The following is a 14,977-nucleotide window of genomic DNA, read 5'->3' as shown; positions in this document are numbered from 1 at the left end:
GCCCCGGGCCGTGCCCGCCTCCGGTGGTGGCTCAGACCACCCGGCCCGGCGCTGTTAAGAAGGGGCCCTTCCTTACACCTCAGGCGATGGTGCAGATCGCGGCGCCGGACGTGATCACCGCGCCGACCTCGGCGGCGAGCCCGCTCACCGTGCCGGCCTTGTGCGCGTGCAGCGGCTGCTCCATCTTCATCGCCTCCAGCACCACGACCAGGTCGCCCTCGGCCACCTCGTCGCCGTCGGCGACCGCGATCTTCACGATCGTGCCCTGCATCGGCGAGGTGAGCGTGTCGCCGCTGACCGCGGCGCCCGCCTTGCCTCCGCCGCCCCGGCGGGCCGGCTTCTTCGCGGCGGGCGCGGCTGCCGCCGTACCCCCGCCGAGCCCGGCGGGGAGGACGACCTCCAGCCGCTTGCCGCCCACCTCGACCACCACGGTCTCGCGCTCGGCCGGCTCGTCGGCGGCGCCCGGGGTGGCGGTGAAGGCCGGGACGGTGTTGTCCCACTCGGTCTCGATCCACCGGGTGTGCACGGTGAACGGCTCGGCGGTGAACGCCTCGTCGCGGATCACCAGGCGGTGGAAGGGCAGCGCGGTGGCCATGCCCTCGACCACCATCTCGTCGAGCGCCCGGCGGGCCCGCTCCAGCGCCTCGGCGCGCGTCTCGCCGACGATGATCACCTTGGCGAGCAGGGAGTCGAAGTTGCCGCCGATCACGTCGCCGGCCGAGATGCCGGTGTCCACCCGCACGCCCGGCCCGGAGGGCAGGCGCAGCGCGGTGACGGTGCCCGGCGCGGGCAGGAAGTTGCGGCCCGGGTCCTCGCCGTTGATCCGGAACTCGATGGCGTGCCCGCGCGGCGTCGGATCCTCGGTGAAGCGCAGCTTCTCGCCGTCGGCGATGCGGAACTGCTCGCGTACCAGGTCGATGCCGGCGGTCTCCTCGGTGACCGGGTGCTCGACCTGGAGCCGCGTGTTCACTTCCAGGAACGAGATCGTTCCGTCCGCGCCGACCAGGTATTCCACGGTGCCGGCGCCGTGATAGCCGGCCTCGCGGCAGATGGCCTTGGCGCTGTCGTGGATCTGGGCGCGCTGGGCGTCGGTGAGGAACGGCGCGGGCGCCTCCTCGACCAGCTTCTGGTGCCGGCGCTGCAACGAGCAGTCCCGGGTGCCCACCACGATCACGTTGCCGTGCTGGTCGGCCAGCACCTGCGCCTCGACGTGGCGCGGCTTGTCGAGGTAACGCTCGACGAAGCACTCGCCCCGGCCGAACGCGGCGACCGCCTCGCGGGTGGCCGACTCGAACAGGTGCGGGATCTCCTCCATGGTGCGGGCGACCTTGAGGCCGCGCCCGCCACCGCCGAAGGCGGCCTTGATGGCGACCGGCAGGCCGTGGTCGACGGCGAACGCCATCACCTCGTCCGCGTTGCCCACCGGGTCCGGGGTGCCGGGCACCAGCGGCGCGCCGGCCCGCTGCGCGATGTGCCGGGCGGTCACCTTGTCGCCGAGGTCGCGGATCGCCTGCGGGGTGGGGCCGATCCAGGTGAGCCCGGCGTCGATGACGGCCTGGGCGAAGTCGGCGTTCTCGGAGAGGAAGCCGTAGCCGGGGTGCACCGCGTCCGCGCCGGACCGGGCCGCCACGTCGATCAGCTTGTCGATGCGCAGGTAGCTGTCCGCGGCGGTGTCGCCGCCGAGGGCGTACGCCTCGTCGGCGAGCGTGGCGTGCAGGGCGTCCCGGTCGGAGTCCGCGTAGACGGCGACGCTCGCCAGCCCCGCGTCGCGACACGCGCGGATGACGCGGACGGCGATCTCGCCGCGGTTGGCGATGAGAACCTTGCGCACCTTGTGGCTCCTCCCGGGAGGTCGTTGCCGGGAGTTTAGCGGCCGACCTGCGGAGCCTAACGATCGCTCAGTGTGGGATGCGGCACTGTAGTCAAATTTGCCTATTACGCTTGTCCGGTGTCGGCAACGAGGATGATGATTCTGGGCCTGGTCCGGTGGATGCAGCCGGTGCACGGCTACGACGTGCGCCGCGAGCTGCTGAGCTGGAGCGCGGACAAGTGGGCCAACGTCCAGCCCGGCTCGATCTACCACGCGCTGCGCAAACTCACCGACGAGGGCCTGCTGCGGACGGTGTCGGTCGAGCAGGTGGGCGCCCGTCCGGCCCGCACCACGTACGAGGTGACGGCGAAGGGGGAGGACGAGTTCGAGACGCTGCTGCGGGCGCAGTGGTGGCAGGTCCAGGAGCCGCCGGACCCGTTCGTGGCGGCGTTCTCCTTCCTGCCGGCGATGCCGCGCGAGGAGGCCGCGGCGGCGCTGCGCAACCGGGCGAACCTGCTTCGCGCCGGGGTCGAGTCGATGCGCGCCTCGCTCGACTCGGACTGGGTGCGCAACCGCAAGCCGGTGCACGTCGGGTGGATGTTCGAGCTGTGGCTGGCGCGGGCCGAGGCGGAGACGGCGTGGTGCGAGCGGATCGCGGAGCGGATCGAGTCGGGAGTGTCGTACCTGCCCGATGGGATGGAGCGGGCCGAGGGCTGGTCGGGCTGGACTGACGGCTCGCGATGACACGACATAATCAACGTTGACTAGAAAAGCTATATCGCGTTAGCCTCGGCAGGAATCGCGGGGGATTCGTGCGTCCTCGCGGACGATCGGCGGCCGGTCAGGTCCGCCCGGACGACCAGGAGCAGAAATGATCGAGACCAGGGGGTTGCGGAAGTCGTACCGCTCCCGCGAGGGTCGCGAGACGAAGACCGTGGACGCGGTCCGCGGCGTCAACCTCGACGTCGCCGAGGGGGAGATCTTCGGCTTCCTCGGGCCCAACGGCGCCGGCAAGACCACCACGCTGCGGATGCTCGCCACCCTCATCGAGCCGGACGGCGGCCAGGCCACTGTGGCCGGCGCCGACCTGCGCAAGGACCCGGCCGAGGTGCGCCGCCGGATCGGGTACGTGGCCCAGGGCGGCAGCACCTGGGACGAGTCGACCGCCCGCGAGGAACTGGTGCTCCAGGCGCGCCTCTACGGCATCGGCAAGGCCGAGGCGAACCGGCGGGCCGCCCGCGCGCTCGACGCCTTCCAACTCACCGAGTACGCCGACCGCAAGTGCAAGACCTACTCCGGCGGCCAGCGCCGGCGGGTCGAGATCGCGCTCGGCATCATCCACGAGCCGAAGATCGTCTTCCTGGACGAGCCGACCACCGGTCTCGACCCGCAGAGCCGCGCGCACATGTGGGACGAGATCCGCCGGCTGCGCACCGAGGGGATGACCGTCTTCATCACCACGCACTACCTGGACGAGGCGGACGCGCTCTGCGACCGCATCGCGATCATGGACCACGGCGAGATCGTCGCCGAGGGCACGCCGGCCGAGCTGAAGCGGGAGATCTCCGGCGAGGTGGTGATCGTCGGCCTGGACGCCCCGAGCACCCCGCGCGCCGCCGAACTGCTCGACACCGAGGCGTACGTGAGCAAGCTGGAGACCGTCGACGAGGGCGGCCTGCGCCTCTACGTCGACGAGGGCGCCACCGCCATCCCGCAGGTGCTGCGCCGCCTCGACCACGCCGGGCTGGACCTGCGCTCGATCGAGCTGCACCGGCCCAGCCTCGACGACGTCTTCCTCACCAAGACCGGCCGCTCGCTGCGCGAGTCCTGACCCCCGGAGAAGCTGTCATGAAACTCGCCCGCGACACCTGGCTGATCTTCCAGCGCCAGACGCAACTGCTGCTGCGCAACCCGGTGTGGATCTTCGTCGGCGTCTTCCAGCCGGTGATGTACCTGCTCCTGTTCGCCCCGCTGCTCAAGCCCGCGCTGAACGCCCCGACGCAGGCCGCCGCTTACAAGATCTTCGTGCCCGGCCTGCTGGTGCTGCTCGCCATCTTCGGCGGCCTGTTCCAGGGCTTCGGCCTGATCGCCGAGCTGCGCGCCGGCGTGATCGAGCGTTCCCGGGTCACCCCGGTCAGCCGGCTCGCGCTGCTGCTCGGCCGGTCACTGCGCGACGTGGTCTCGCTCATCGTGCAGGCAGTCATCATCACGCTGCTGGCGCTCGCGTTCGACCTGCGCGTCTTCATCGGCAACCTGCTCCTGGCGTACCTGATGCTCGCCCTCATCGCGCTGATGACCTCGGCCGTCTCCTACGGCATCGCGCTCAAGGTCAAGAGCGAGGACGCGCTCGCCCCGCTCATGAACACCGTCGCGCAGCCGGTGCTGCTGCTCTCCGGCATCCTGCTGCCGCTCACCTTCGCGCCGGGCTGGCTCCAGGGTGTGGCCAAGTGGAACCCGTTCTCCTGGGCGGTCGAGGGCACGCGCGCGCTGTTCAACGGCGACCTCGGCAACGACCGGGTCTGGCAGGGCCTCGGCATCATCGCGGTGCTCGCCGCCGCCGGGGTGTTCTGGGCCGCCCGCCAGTTCGCCCGCAGCGTCCGCTGACCGGGGGGCCCGGCGCGGTCCGCGCGGCTTGCCCGGCCTGCCCGGCTTGATCGACTCCACTTCGGCGAGGTGGCGGCATCCGGCGCTAAGGGATACCGCCACCTCGCCGAAGTTGTGTTCGGCCGGCTCAGAGCACCCGGGCGAGCGTGACGCCGTCGGCGATCGGCAGCATGACCGCCTCGACTCGGACGTCCGCGATCACCGCGTCGTTGAACGCGGCGATGGCCCGGTCGTCGGCGTTGCGCGGGGCCAGCACCCGGCCGTCGCGCAGCGTGTTGTCGACAGCGATCACCGCGCCGGGACGCATGCGGGGCACCAGTTCGTCCCAGTAAATCGGGTAGCCGACCTTGTCGGCGTCGATGAACGCGAAGTCCAGGTAGCGCTCGCGGGGCAGCTCGCGCAGCGTCTCCGCGGCGGGGCCGATGCGCAGCTCGATCCGGTCCTGCACACCGGCGCGCTCCCAGTAGCGCCGGGCCACACCCGTGTACTCCTCGGAGATGTCGAAGCAGGTCAGCCGCCCGCCCTCGGCCAGCCCGCGGGCGATCGCCAGTGAGGAGAGGCCGGTGAAGGTGCCTACCTCCACCGCCTGCCGTACGCCGAGCAGCCGGGTCAGGAACGTCAGGAAGGCGGCCTGTTCGGGCGCGACCTGCATGACCGCCTCGGCAGGCAGGGCCGCCCGGGTCTCCTCGGCCAGCTCCCGGACGATCTCGTCCGGCGCGGACCCATGGGCCACCAGATAGTCATGCAGTTCCGGCGTGAGCGGCAGCGGCTTTGTGGTCATGTCCGGACGTTAGCCGAGATGCTCGATTTCCTGGCCCCCCGGCGCGACCTTCGTCCACAGGTCGACGATGCTCAGCTCCACCTCGCCGAGCAGCCGGCGCAGCAGCGGCAGTGACAATCCCACCACCGTGCCCGGATCACCCTCGATCCCGGTCAGGAACGCGCCGCCCAGCCCGTCGATGGTGAACGCGCCGGCCACCGCCAGCGGCTCGCCCGTCGCCACGTACGCGGCGATCTCCTCGTCGCTGATGTCGGCGAAATGCACGGTCGTCGACGCGACCGCCTCCGCCTGCGACTCGTGCGTCACGTCGATCAAACTGTGCCCGGTGTGCAGGACGCCACTGCGCCCGCGCATCCGCTGCCAGCGCCGGGTGGCGTCCGCCGCGTCGTCCGGCTTGCCCAGGATCTCGCCGTCGAAGGCCAGCACCGAGTCACAGCCGAGCACCAGAGTGCGCTCGTCCGGCGACGGCCGCAGCCGATCGCGTACGGCCTGCGCCTTCAGCCGGGCCAACTCCAGGCACAGATCCTCGGCGCGCTCGCTGACCACCTGCGACTCGTCCACGCCGCTGACCAGCACGTCGGGCTCGATCCCGGCGGCCTGGAGCAACTTGCGGCGGGCGGGAGACTGCGAGGCGAGCACAAGGCGCACCGGTACGGAGGTCGACACCCCGCCGACGCTACCGGCTGACCCTCGGCGGCGGGTCGTCGGCACGTCGGCGCCGACGCCAGAACAGGTACCCGCCGCCCGCCGCCACCAGCACACCCAGGGTGGCGAGCCCGCGTACGGTCGCGCTGTCGTCGCCCTTTTCCGGGGCTGCCTCCGCCGATGCCGGTGGCGTGACGTTCGAGGACTCGAAGCCGAGTGGGGGGACGTCGGCGGTGAGCGCCGCTACCAGGTCGATGACGCCGTAGCCGTACTGGTCGTCGCGGCCGGGTGGTCCCTTGTCGACGGCGGTCGCGGTCAGCCGGTGGGCGACTTCCTGCGCGGGGAGGTTGGGGTACTTGGAGCGGATCAGGGCAGCCGCGCCGGCAACGATCGCGGTGGCATCCGACGTGCCGGTGCCGACTCGGTAACCCGCGTTGAGGCCGGTGCTGTAAATGTCGACGGCCGGCGCTACGACATCAATTTCCGGCCCGGCAACCGAGATGTCAGCATGATGTCCTTGCCGATCAACCCCACCGACAGCGATTACACCGGGCTCGCGGGCCGGATACTCCACGCTGGTTGAACCTGTGGTGTTGCCTGCCGACGCCACGACCACGATGTCTGCTTGCTGTGCAAGCCTGATTGCCCTCTGGACTTCGGCGGCTGCCGGAGCCGCAGCAGAAATGCTTATGACATCGGCACCTGCTGAAACTGCAAACTCAATGCCCCTGACCAAGTCGGCGACGTCACCTTCCGAGTTCTTAATCTTTGCCCGCACGGGCAAGACTTCGGCGTCTGGGGCGACACCGGCAGCGCCTCTGTTGGATGGTCCGCCGTTCGCGGCGATGAGCCCGGCCATTGCTGTCCCGTGACCATCCGAATCCCTCCGACCGTTAGGCGAGTGGTCGGCCGTTAGGTCTATGCCGGTTAGAAGATTCTGCTGAAGGTCGGGGTGGGGTGCGACGCCCGTATCCACCACGGCAATTACCGTCCCAGAACCTTTGGACAGGGAATGCGCCTCGGATGTCCGGAGATAATCTAGATGCCATTGCGGCTTTGGCTGCCCAACGGCGGTGAGATGGAAAGGTGTTCCCGGCCCGGCTGAGGTGAGTGCGGGGAAGGCAAAGCCGACAATTGCCGAATATGCTAGTACTCGGCTCAGGGTCTCCTTCACCTATCGAATCCGATGGCAGGACCGGGGTTAATCGGCCCCTCGTCCTCCGGTGGAATTACGACAGGAGGTACTCCCTTCTTGGTGACCCAGGGGTGGTCCGGATCCCATGAAGGTTCGCGGTCTTCGCCGTGTTGCCTGGCGGATGTGCGACTGGGTCCAAGGCCAGGGGCACCGCCAAGAGGAGCGGCGCCGTTAAATCCCTCCGGCGTCGAGAATTTCCCTGATCCAGGGCGCGACCCAGCGGCACCAGTCGGCGCTGTTCCGGCTCCGCCCCCGCCGATTACACCGCCCACCGGGTTGATTCGACGCTGCGGCATCGATGAGGCTGCCTGGCCCGAACCCGGAACTCCGCCGATCAGCCCGCCTGGGTAGTTCGTGGGAGGTGGCAGGGCGCGACGGATGCCATCTCCGCTATTTGCGCCTGTCTTCCCTGAGGGCAGCGACTCGTTAATTGGCGGCGGTTGAGACGCACGGGCCATTGAGCCTGGCGGCCCTGGAATTAAGGGTGGGCCGCCCAGCCCTGGAGGGGGTGCGGGATGGGTGGGCGTGGGGGCCGGAGCCAAGCCGGAACCCTGTGGTGTCGGCACGATGCCAGTTGGGGCTCCCCCGAGCACTGGCCCAATTCCCGGGGAACTTGGCATGATGGGGCCAAGCCTGCTGACATTCGGTCCGGGTGCCGGGTTGCTCTTGACTGGCGTCACAAGCGGAGTAGGGATTACGGGCGGAATGGCAGGCATTGTTGGAGCTTCGTTCGGCAGTGCTGCCCCGTCATCACGGCCGGGCCATTTTTTGGGCGCGGGCGGACGCTGAAGCATGACCTGGGCGTGCTGGAGTTCGCCGCTCAACCCCGTCATCAACCCGCGCGCCCGTACGTTCAACTGCTCCAGGTCGTCGTCCGTGACCGGGGGCCGTTCCGGCAACCGGCTACCAGCCACCGCCTTCGGGTCGGCGATCGTCGCCTCGTACGCCCGCTTCTGCCGCAGCTTCTTCTCGTACTCCTCGCGCAGCGGTTGCAGCTCGGCCCGCGCGCTGCCGATGGCGCGGGTGGCGGCGGCGAGCGCGTCGTAGTTCGCGGCGGCGGCGTCGTGGGTGCGCTGCACGCGGTCGATGAGCTGGTCGAGTTCGGCGATGTACGCCCGCGCGGCGGCGTTGGTCTCGGGCGGCCATGCCTCGGCGAGGCCGCGCCGGTATTCCCGCAGCCGGCTCAGGTGGGTCAGCGCGAGGTCGCAGACCTTGCGCCACCCGGCGACCTGCTTCCACTGGCCGGTGGTGTCCTGGTCCTGCACGCATGCCCACATGCTGAGGACGTCCATCAGCCGCCAGTCGGTCAGCCCAGAGGTGCGTCCGCTGCCCCGTTCGATCACGGCAGGATCACCCGGCTCTGTTCGGGGGCGGTGGGGTCGGCGAGTGGCGGCAGCGGGCGGGCGACGGTGCTCGACGGCCCGGCGAGCGCCCGTTCGACGTCGGTGACCCGGGCGGAGGAGAACGCGTCGGCGTCGCCGTAGTGGGTGGCGATCCGGCCGGCGGCGTCGGCGAGCCGGCCGGTGGCGGGCGCCAGGTCCCACACGGCGCTGACCGCTGCGGTCTGCGTGTCGTGGTGGGCCTGGAGGAAATGGACCAGCTCGATGAAGGCGTCGGCCGGGTTGGGTACCGGGGCCTTCATGTCGTCGGCGATGTAGGACAGATGCGGCGAGTAGTTGCGCGTCACCTCGTCCTGGAGTCGATCGGCGAACTCCCGCATCTGCCGGATGTCGGCCTCGATGCCGCCGTAGCCGCGCAGCCAGCCGGCTGGCTGGTTGTCCTCCGGGATCATCGGAGCCTCCTGCCCGTCACCACACGGTTTCCCTGAGTGAGGTTAGTGGCTCAACGTGGATCCTGGCAGCCCCGCCCGGCGCCGCGGGTGAAAGCAGACGTCAGCGGGGCAGGCCGGAGGCCCGCCACGCGCCGACGCCGGCCACCGGGCGGGCGAGGGCGGGACGTGCGCTGCGCGCCCACTGCGACACGGGGGCCGGCGCGGCGGCCTGGGTCGGGCGGGTGCGCACCATGATCGCGCCGACCAGAGCGGCCAGCTCCTCGGCGGTGGGCACGCCACGGACGATCCGGAACAGCGGCTCCTCGGCAGACATGACCCAAGAGTACGCGTCGCGAATTCGACCTTCGCCATACAGTGGCGTGCCGACGGTGTGAGCGTCCGGGCGTCCGGGTACGGTTTCTGCGATGTCGAACGCGCTCCCCCAACTCGTCGCCGACCGGTACCGGCTTCTCACGCCGCTCGGTCAGGGCGGCATGGGCCGCGTCTGGAAGGCGCGGGACGAGGTGCTGCACCGGGACGTGGCCATCAAGGAACTGGTCCCGCCGCCCGGTCTCACCCCGGAGGAGCGCCGCGAGATGCGCGAGCGCTCGCTGCGTGAGGCGCGGGCGATCGCCCGCCTCAACAACGTCAACGTGGTCCGCATCTTCGACGTGCTGCGTACCGACGGCGATCCGTGGATCGTCATGGAGTACGTCGCCTCGAAGTCGTTGCAGGACACCATCGCCGAGGACGGTCCGGTCTCAGCGGCCAAGGCGGTCGAGATCGGCCTCGGCGTGCTGAACGCGCTGAAGGCCGCGCACAAGGCCGGCATCATGCACCGCGACGTCAAGCCGGGCAACGTGTTGCTCGGTGAGGACGGCCGGGTGGTGCTCACCGACTTCGGCCTGGCCACGATCCCCGGCGACCCGAACGTGACGCGCACCGGCATGGTGCTCGGCTCGCCCGCGTACATCTCACCGGAGCGCGCCCGCGACGGCACGGCCGGGCCGGAGGCCGACCTCTGGTCCCTGGGCGCCACGCTCTACGCGGCGGTCGAGGGCAAGTCGCCGTACGCGCGCCCGTCGGCCATCGCCACGCTCGCGGCGCTCGCCACCGAGCCGATGCCGCCGCCGCGCAACGCCGGGCCGCTCAAGCCGGTGCTCCAGGGCCTGCTGCGCAAGGACCCGGACGAGCGGATCACCGCCGAGGTCGCGGAACGCATGCTGCGCAAGGCCGCCGGTCGCCGGGCCAAGGGCATCTCGCTGCTGGACGGCGTACGCCGGCCCGGGCCGAACGGCCCGCGCGTGCCGCGCCCGCCGCTGGTGCCGGCGCCGCGCCCGGCCGAGCAGGCCGAACGCGCGGCGACCTCGGTCTCCGGGGCCGCCACCGGGGGTACGGCAGCGACCGTCGACCCGACGGCGAAGGTGCCGGCGCCCACTACGGACGCCGGTCCCACCGCGAAGGTGACGCCCCCGGTCGCCGATCCGACCACCAAGCTCGACCCGGCGCCGTCGACCGACGAGACCCGGGTGGACGACGAGGCCCCTGTCGACGGCGTCGACCCGGCGCTGGACGAGACGCGGCTCGACGGCGAGCCCGTCACCGACACCCCGGCGCCGGTCAGCCCGGCCGTGACCGGCTCCGCGCCGGTCAGCCCGGCTCCGGTGCAGGAGGCGCCGTCGACCGGCCGGGCCACCGTGCTGCCGGTCGAGAAGTCCGCGCCCAACCGCCGCAACCTGCTGATCGGCGCGCTGGTCCTGCTGCTGCTGGTCGGCCTGGTGGTGGCCGTGCCGCTGCTCAACAACGGTGACGAGGGCGACGGCGGTGAGCCGACGGCCGGCACCTCGGCGTCGGCTGCGCCGCCGGCCGCGCCGAGCGAGAGTTCGTCGCCGAGTGCTCCGGCGACGAGCGCGTCGGCCAGCCCCACGCCGTCGGCCAGCCCGTCGGCGTCCGGGGCCGCGTTGCCGGCCGGCTGGCGCCTCTACACCGGCCCGAACGGCTTCAAGGTGCCGATCCCGGAGAACTTCCAGGCCCGGGTCGGCGGCGACAACGTCGTGCTCTACGAGGTCGGCGGCAGCCGGCGGGTGCTGTTCATCCAGTGGACGCCGAACCCGAAGCCCGACGCGTACGCCGACTGGAAGGGCCAGGAGCCGTACCGCGCTTCCCGCGTCCGGGGCTACAAGCTGGTCGGCATCACCAAGTGCGACCCCTACTTCCGCACCTGTGCCGACTGGGACTGGCTGGAGACGCGCAACGGCGACACCCGCTTCCATGTGCGCAACCGTGGTGTGGCGACCGCCAGCAACCGGGGCTTCGCGCTGCGCTGGGAGGTGCCCGCGAAGGACTGGGACGCCAACCTGGCGAACTGGGAGATCATCACCAAGGGCTTCGTGCCGGACCGCAAGAACTGACCGGGAATCCCGCCGGTTACGAAACTCGCTCGCATGGCTTTCCGTCGTCGGGGGTATGAGTCCCTTCGACGACGGAAGGAGGTGCGACATGGGTTACCGACGCAGGGACACCGGCCCGAGGCTGGCACTGTGGATGCTCGTTGCGCTCGGCGACGTCGTGCTGCTGCTGATCGCCGCCGGCCTGTCCGCGCCGGTCGCGGTCCTCGGTGTGCTGACCCTCACGATCGCGGGCGTGGCGGTGTGGCGCTGGATGCGCCGGACGCCGGTGCCCGTGCCCGCCTCCGCGCGCCGCAGAGCCTGAGCCACGTACGACGCGACAGTGGGACCGCCTCGCAAGGAGGCGGTCCCACTGTCGTAAGCCGGTGGGTCAGGTGTTGTTGGCCAGGGCGATCAGCCGGCTGCGGTCACCGTTCCAGTAGTTGCGGTCGACGTTGCCGCTGATCCCGGAGACGGAGCCGGTGCTCGTGTACTGCCAGAAGCTGTAGAACGGAGCTCCGGCCGGCAGGGTGCCGGGCGAGCTGGCCCAGCGGGCGATCCACAGCGGGTGGTTGCCCCACGGGCCGCTCCAGCTGCCGGTGCACTGGTTCCACCAGCTCGTCGTGGTGTAGATGACCGCGTACCGGCCGGTGCGGGAGCGGTAGGTGTTGAGGAAGTCCTGGACCCAGTTGCGCATGCCGGTGGTGCTCAGGCCGTAGCAGTAGCCGCCGCTGTACGGGTTGCCCTCCAGGTCCAGCGCGGCGGGCAGCGTACGGCTGTCGGCCGACCAGGCGCCGCCGTTGCTGGCCAGGTAGTTGGCCTGGGTGGAGCCGGCGGAGATGTTCGGCCGGGCGAAGTGGTAGGCCCCGCGGATCACCCCGGCGTTGTACGCGTTGACGTAGTTCGCGTTGAAGTTCGGGTCCTTGTAGCTCGTGCCCTCGGTGGCCTTGATGAAGGCGAACTGGATGCCCGCGTTGCGCACGCTGGTCCAGTTGATGCTGCCCTGGTAACGGGAGACGTCGATCCCGGGCGTGGTCGCGGCGGCGGCCGGTCCGGCGGTCGCCACGAGGGCCACGGCCGCGGTGGCGGCGGCGGCCAGGCCGGCAGCGAGGAGCCGGCGTACGGAGAGTCTGGTACGGGCCATGGTTTGCCTCCAGATGGGCGTCCGTCTATTGACGCCCATCTTTGGAGCTTAATGCCCTAGATCGCAATAGGGAGCAAAGAAATTTTCATCGACGGCCATCGTTCGCCCAGGTGGCGCGTCGATTGCGGATCAGCGGAGCGCGCTCGGGTCCATCGCCCAGCGGAACGGCTCGGTGACACTCAGCGTCTCGCCCGCCTTGGCCACCGCGTCCTCGACGTAGTGCGCGCCGTCGAGCCGGTGCAGCCGCAGCGAGTGGGCGTCTCCGTCCTGCTCGACAAGCAGGTACCAGGGAATCCGGGCAATGGCGTAGAACTGCATCTTCAACACCCGGTCGGCAGCGGCATTGCCGGGCGAGACGATCTCGCAGATCAGTCGCACCTCGCCCGCGTCGATCACGATGCCTTCGTCGTCCGTGTCCGCGACGACGACGTCGGGGATGACCATGCGGTCGACGCCGAGCCGGACGTTCACCGCCTCGAACACCAGCAGCCCGAGCGGTCGGGCGGCCCGACGCAGGCTGTCCACGAGGTTCCAGGACACCAGTTGGTGCCTCTTGCTCGGGGCAGGGCTCACGATCAGGCTCCCGTCGAGCAGTTCGATGCGGTCGTGGCTGTCGCCCAACGCGAGGTAGTCGGCCTCGGTCCACGGACCGACGTGCGAGCTGTAGGGCTCCAAGGGAGCTGCGCTCACCGACCTCACCTCCGCTCCGGCGCCTCGTCCGATCAGTCTCACACTCTATGAGACTCGCCCGGTCGAGCGACACGGCTCGGGCCGGTAGGCTCCCCGCCCATGCCCCTGATCGACGGCCTCACCACGCTCTGGGAAACGCTGATGAGCGCCCAGCCGGACCCGCCGCCGCTGCTGGTGGTGCTCACCGCCGTGGTCGCGCTCGCCGTGGTCGTCACCCGCCTGCCGTGGCGGATCGCCCGTAACGCTGTGACCATCGCGCACGAGGGCGGCCACGCGCTCGTCGCGCTGCTCACCGGCCGCCGGCTGCACGGCATCCGGCTGCACTCGGACACCTCCGGGCTGACGCTCTCCGCCGGCCGCCCCACCGGGCCGGGGATGATCCTCACGCTGCTCGCCGGGTATGTCGCGCCGTCGCTGCTCGGTCTCGGCGGCGCGTGGCTGCTGGCCGGTAACCGGATAACGCTGCTGCTGTGGCTGGCGGTGGCGCTGCTGCTGGCCATGCTGGTGATGATCCGCAACCTGTTCGGCGTGCTCTCGCTGCTGGTCACCGGCGGGGTGGTGCTCGCCGTCTCCTGGTACACCTCGCCCGAGGTGCAGGCCGCGTTCGCCTGGACGTCGGTCTGGTTCCTGCTGCTCGGCGGCGTACGGCCGGTGTTCGAGCTGCACCGGCAACGCGCCCGGGGCCGGATGCCACAGTCCGACGCGGATCAGCTCGCCCGGCTCACGCCGTTCCCGGCGCTGTTCTGGGTGGGCGTGTTCCTGCTGGTCAGTGTGGGGGCGCTGGTGGTCGGCGCGCTGCTGCTCGCCGGTCCGATCCTCACCGATGCCGGCCTGATCGGCTGACGGCGGTCCGCGCGCCACGTCCCGTCCGGGGGCGGCCACCGCCAAGGCGGGGCAGAATCGGATCCGTGCGATACGTGATCATCGGAGCGGGCGCGGTCGGCGGCACCATCGGCGTACTCCTGGCCGACGCCGGCCACGACGTGACGCTCGTGGCGCGCGGCGCGCATCTGGACGCGCTGCGGGAGCGAGGGCTCACGCTGCGGACGCCGGAGCGTGAGGTCACCAGCTGGCTGCCGGCGGTGGCCGGGCCGGACGGCCCGCCGCTGCCTGCGGACACCGTGCTGGTGCTCACGGTGAAGTCGCAGGACACCGTGGCGGCGCTGACGGCGTGGGCGGACGCCCCGGTCGAGGGCGGCGGAACGGCCGGCGAACGGCTGCCGGTCGTGCTCGCCCAGAACGGCGTGGCGAACGAGCCGGCCGCGCTGCGGCGCTTCGCCCGCGTACATCCGGTCTGCGTCTGGCTGCCCGCAACCCACCTGGAGCCGGGCCTGGTGGTCGCCAACGGGCATCCGCACCCGGGCATGCTGCACATCGGCCGCTACCCGAGCGGCGCCGACGACACCAGCCGGGCGGTCGCCGCCGACCTGACCGCCGCCGGGTTCGTCGCGCCGGTCCGCGACGACGTGATGCGCTGGAAGTACGGCAAGCTGCTCGCGAACCTCGGCAACGGCCTCCAGGCGCTGCTCGGCCGGGACGTGCCCGAAGCCCTGTCGAAGCGGGTACGCGCCGAGGGCGAGGCGGCGCTCGCCGCCGCCGGCATCGCGCACACCACAGTCGAGGAGGAGGCCGCCGAACGCGGTGACCGGGTGTCGCACCGGCCAGTGGGCGGCGAGGAGCGCTCCGGCGGCTCCACCTGGCAGAGCCTGGCCCGTGGTGCGGGCTCGGTCGAGACCGACCACCTCAACGGCGAGATCGTGCTGCTCGGGCGCCTGCACGGCGTGCCAACCCCGGCCAACGCGGCGGTGCAGACCGCGGTACGCCGGGCGGTCCGCGACCGGATTCCGGCCGGCGGCTTCCCGCTCGGCGAGCTGGAGAAATTGGTCGGCTGAGCGGGCAACCCGCGCCGCGCCGCCAGGCGTGTCCCCTCACGAACACGGGGAGGTGGCA

Annotated in this window: 16 protein-coding genes; 8 read left to right on the top strand and 8 right to left on the bottom strand. The window is 71.1% G+C overall.

Annotated features, from left to right (window positions below; translation table 11 throughout):
- Positions 1–79 precede the first annotated feature (79 nt).
- A complete protein-coding gene (locus AMK25_RS01065) occupies positions 80–1,831 on the bottom strand; it encodes an acetyl/propionyl/methylcrotonyl-CoA carboxylase subunit alpha (protein WP_073825110.1) in 1,752 nt (583 codons plus the stop codon).
- Between the two features lie 132 nt (positions 1,832–1,963).
- Between AMK25_RS01065 and AMK25_RS01060 the strand changes: the two genes are divergently transcribed.
- The 3 genes from AMK25_RS01060 (at position 1,964) to AMK25_RS01050 (ending at position 4,414) form a co-directional block, all read left to right on the top strand.
- Positions 1,964–2,554 carry a PadR family transcriptional regulator gene (locus AMK25_RS01060; protein WP_030501242.1) on the top strand — a complete coding sequence of 197 codons (591 nt, stop codon included), beginning with the start codon at positions 1,964–1,966 and terminating at the stop codon, positions 2,552–2,554.
- Between the two features lie 127 nt (positions 2,555–2,681).
- Positions 2,682–3,641 (top strand): ATP-binding cassette domain-containing protein, encoded by a 960-nt coding sequence (locus tag AMK25_RS01055; RefSeq protein WP_073825106.1) that lies wholly within the window; start codon positions 2,682–2,684, stop codon positions 3,639–3,641.
- A gap of 17 nt (positions 3,642–3,658) precedes the next feature.
- On the top strand, positions 3,659–4,414 hold the full coding sequence (locus AMK25_RS01050) for an ABC transporter permease (RefSeq protein WP_073825101.1): 756 nt from the start codon (positions 3,659–3,661) through the stop codon (positions 4,412–4,414).
- A 127-nt stretch (positions 4,415–4,541) separates the two neighbouring features.
- On the opposite strand, the gene AMK25_RS01045 is transcribed toward AMK25_RS01050, so the two are convergent.
- The 3 genes from AMK25_RS01045 to mycP are packed head-to-tail and all read right to left on the bottom strand — an operon-like array spanning position 4,542 to position 7,002.
- The gene (locus AMK25_RS01045) at positions 4,542–5,195 is read right to left on the bottom strand and encodes an O-methyltransferase (protein WP_073825098.1); all 654 of its coding nucleotides are present in this window, start codon (positions 5,193–5,195) and stop codon (positions 4,542–4,544) included.
- 9 nt (positions 5,196–5,204) lie between these two features.
- Positions 5,205–5,861 carry a Maf family protein gene (locus AMK25_RS01040; protein WP_073825095.1) on the bottom strand — a complete coding sequence of 219 codons (657 nt, stop codon included), beginning with the start codon at positions 5,859–5,861 and terminating at the stop codon, positions 5,205–5,207.
- Positions 5,862–5,871: 10 nt separating this feature from the next.
- Positions 5,872–7,002 (bottom strand): type VII secretion-associated serine protease mycosin, encoded by a 1,131-nt coding sequence (gene mycP, locus AMK25_RS01035; RefSeq protein WP_073827016.1) that lies wholly within the window; start codon positions 7,000–7,002, stop codon positions 5,872–5,874.
- Between the two features lie 909 nt (positions 7,003–7,911).
- Between mycP and AMK25_RS33025 the strand changes: the two genes are divergently transcribed.
- Positions 7,912–8,082 carry a hypothetical protein gene (locus AMK25_RS33025; RefSeq protein ID WP_198937419.1) on the top strand — a complete coding sequence of 57 codons (171 nt, stop codon included), beginning with the start codon at positions 7,912–7,914 and terminating at the stop codon, positions 8,080–8,082.
- A 292-nt stretch (positions 8,083–8,374) separates the two neighbouring features.
- Here AMK25_RS33025 and AMK25_RS01025 read toward each other — a convergent pair whose 3' ends face one another.
- Positions 8,375–8,827 carry a hypothetical protein gene (locus AMK25_RS01025; protein WP_073825088.1) on the bottom strand — a complete coding sequence of 151 codons (453 nt, stop codon included), beginning with the start codon at positions 8,825–8,827 and terminating at the stop codon, positions 8,375–8,377.
- Positions 8,828–8,927: 100 nt separating this feature from the next.
- Positions 8,928–9,140, bottom strand: coding sequence for an acyl-CoA carboxylase subunit epsilon (locus AMK25_RS01020; protein ID WP_073825084.1), 213 nt, complete (start codon positions 9,138–9,140; stop codon positions 8,928–8,930).
- A 91-nt stretch (positions 9,141–9,231) separates the two neighbouring features.
- Here AMK25_RS01020 and AMK25_RS01015 point away from each other — a divergent pair, with 91 nt between their 5' ends.
- Both AMK25_RS01015 and AMK25_RS01010 read left to right on the top strand, forming a co-directional pair.
- Positions 9,232–11,217 (top strand): serine/threonine-protein kinase, encoded by a 1,986-nt coding sequence (locus AMK25_RS01015; protein ID WP_073825081.1) that lies wholly within the window; start codon positions 9,232–9,234, stop codon positions 11,215–11,217.
- 88 nt (positions 11,218–11,305) lie between these two features.
- Positions 11,306–11,518 (top strand): hypothetical protein, encoded by a 213-nt coding sequence (locus tag AMK25_RS01010; protein ID WP_073825077.1) that lies wholly within the window; start codon positions 11,306–11,308, stop codon positions 11,516–11,518.
- Positions 11,519–11,584: 66 nt separating this feature from the next.
- On the opposite strand, the gene AMK25_RS01005 is transcribed toward AMK25_RS01010, so the two are convergent.
- Together AMK25_RS01005 and AMK25_RS01000 are read right to left on the bottom strand one after the other, a co-directional pair.
- A complete protein-coding gene (locus AMK25_RS01005) occupies positions 11,585–12,337 on the bottom strand; it encodes a GH25 family lysozyme (protein ID WP_073825074.1) in 753 nt (250 codons plus the stop codon).
- A gap of 129 nt (positions 12,338–12,466) precedes the next feature.
- Positions 12,467–13,027: a Uma2 family endonuclease gene (locus AMK25_RS01000; RefSeq protein ID WP_241826206.1), complete on the bottom strand. Its 561-nt coding sequence runs from the start codon at positions 13,025–13,027 to the stop codon at positions 12,467–12,469.
- Between the two features lie 99 nt (positions 13,028–13,126).
- Between AMK25_RS01000 and AMK25_RS00995 the strand changes: the two genes are divergently transcribed.
- Entirely contained in the window at positions 13,127–13,870 is a 744-nt protein-coding gene (locus AMK25_RS00995; RefSeq protein WP_073825067.1) for a M50 family metallopeptidase, read from the top strand.
- A 65-nt stretch (positions 13,871–13,935) separates the two neighbouring features.
- Positions 13,936–14,919 (top strand): ketopantoate reductase family protein, encoded by a 984-nt coding sequence (locus tag AMK25_RS00990; protein ID WP_073825064.1) that lies wholly within the window; start codon positions 13,936–13,938, stop codon positions 14,917–14,919.
- The last annotated feature ends 58 nt before the right edge of the window (positions 14,920–14,977 follow it).

Source organism: Micromonospora sp. TSRI0369 (assembly GCF_001905625.1).
Lineage (GTDB): Bacteria > Actinomycetota > Actinomycetes > Mycobacteriales > Micromonosporaceae > Micromonospora > Micromonospora echinospora_A.
This window is presented reverse-complemented; position numbering and strand designations above follow the sequence as displayed.

Excerpts from the sequence above, each read along its gene's own strand:
- AMK25_RS01060 (WP_030501242.1), top strand. The coding sequence starts at position 1,964 with ATGATGATTCTGGGCCTGGTCCGGTGGATGCAGCCGGTGCACGGCTAC.
- AMK25_RS01055 (WP_073825106.1), top strand. The coding sequence starts at position 2,682 with ATGATCGAGACCAGGGGGTTGCGGAAGTCGTACCGCTCCCGCGAGGGT.
- AMK25_RS01050 (WP_073825101.1), top strand. The coding sequence starts at position 3,659 with ATGAAACTCGCCCGCGACACCTGGCTGATCTTCCAGCGCCAGACGCAA.
- AMK25_RS01045 (WP_073825098.1), bottom strand. The coding sequence starts at position 5,195 with ATGACCACAAAGCCGCTGCCGCTCACGCCGGAACTGCATGACTATCTG.
- AMK25_RS01025 (WP_073825088.1), bottom strand. The coding sequence starts at position 8,827 with ATGATCCCGGAGGACAACCAGCCAGCCGGCTGGCTGCGCGGCTACGGC.
- AMK25_RS01020 (WP_073825084.1), bottom strand. The coding sequence starts at position 9,140 with ATGTCTGCCGAGGAGCCGCTGTTCCGGATCGTCCGTGGCGTGCCCACC.
- AMK25_RS01015 (WP_073825081.1), top strand. The coding sequence starts at position 9,232 with ATGTCGAACGCGCTCCCCCAACTCGTCGCCGACCGGTACCGGCTTCTC.
- AMK25_RS01010 (WP_073825077.1), top strand. The coding sequence starts at position 11,306 with ATGGGTTACCGACGCAGGGACACCGGCCCGAGGCTGGCACTGTGGATG.
- AMK25_RS01005 (WP_073825074.1), bottom strand. The coding sequence starts at position 12,337 with ATGGCCCGTACCAGACTCTCCGTACGCCGGCTCCTCGCTGCCGGCCTG.
- AMK25_RS00995 (WP_073825067.1), top strand. The coding sequence starts at position 13,127 with ATGCCCCTGATCGACGGCCTCACCACGCTCTGGGAAACGCTGATGAGC.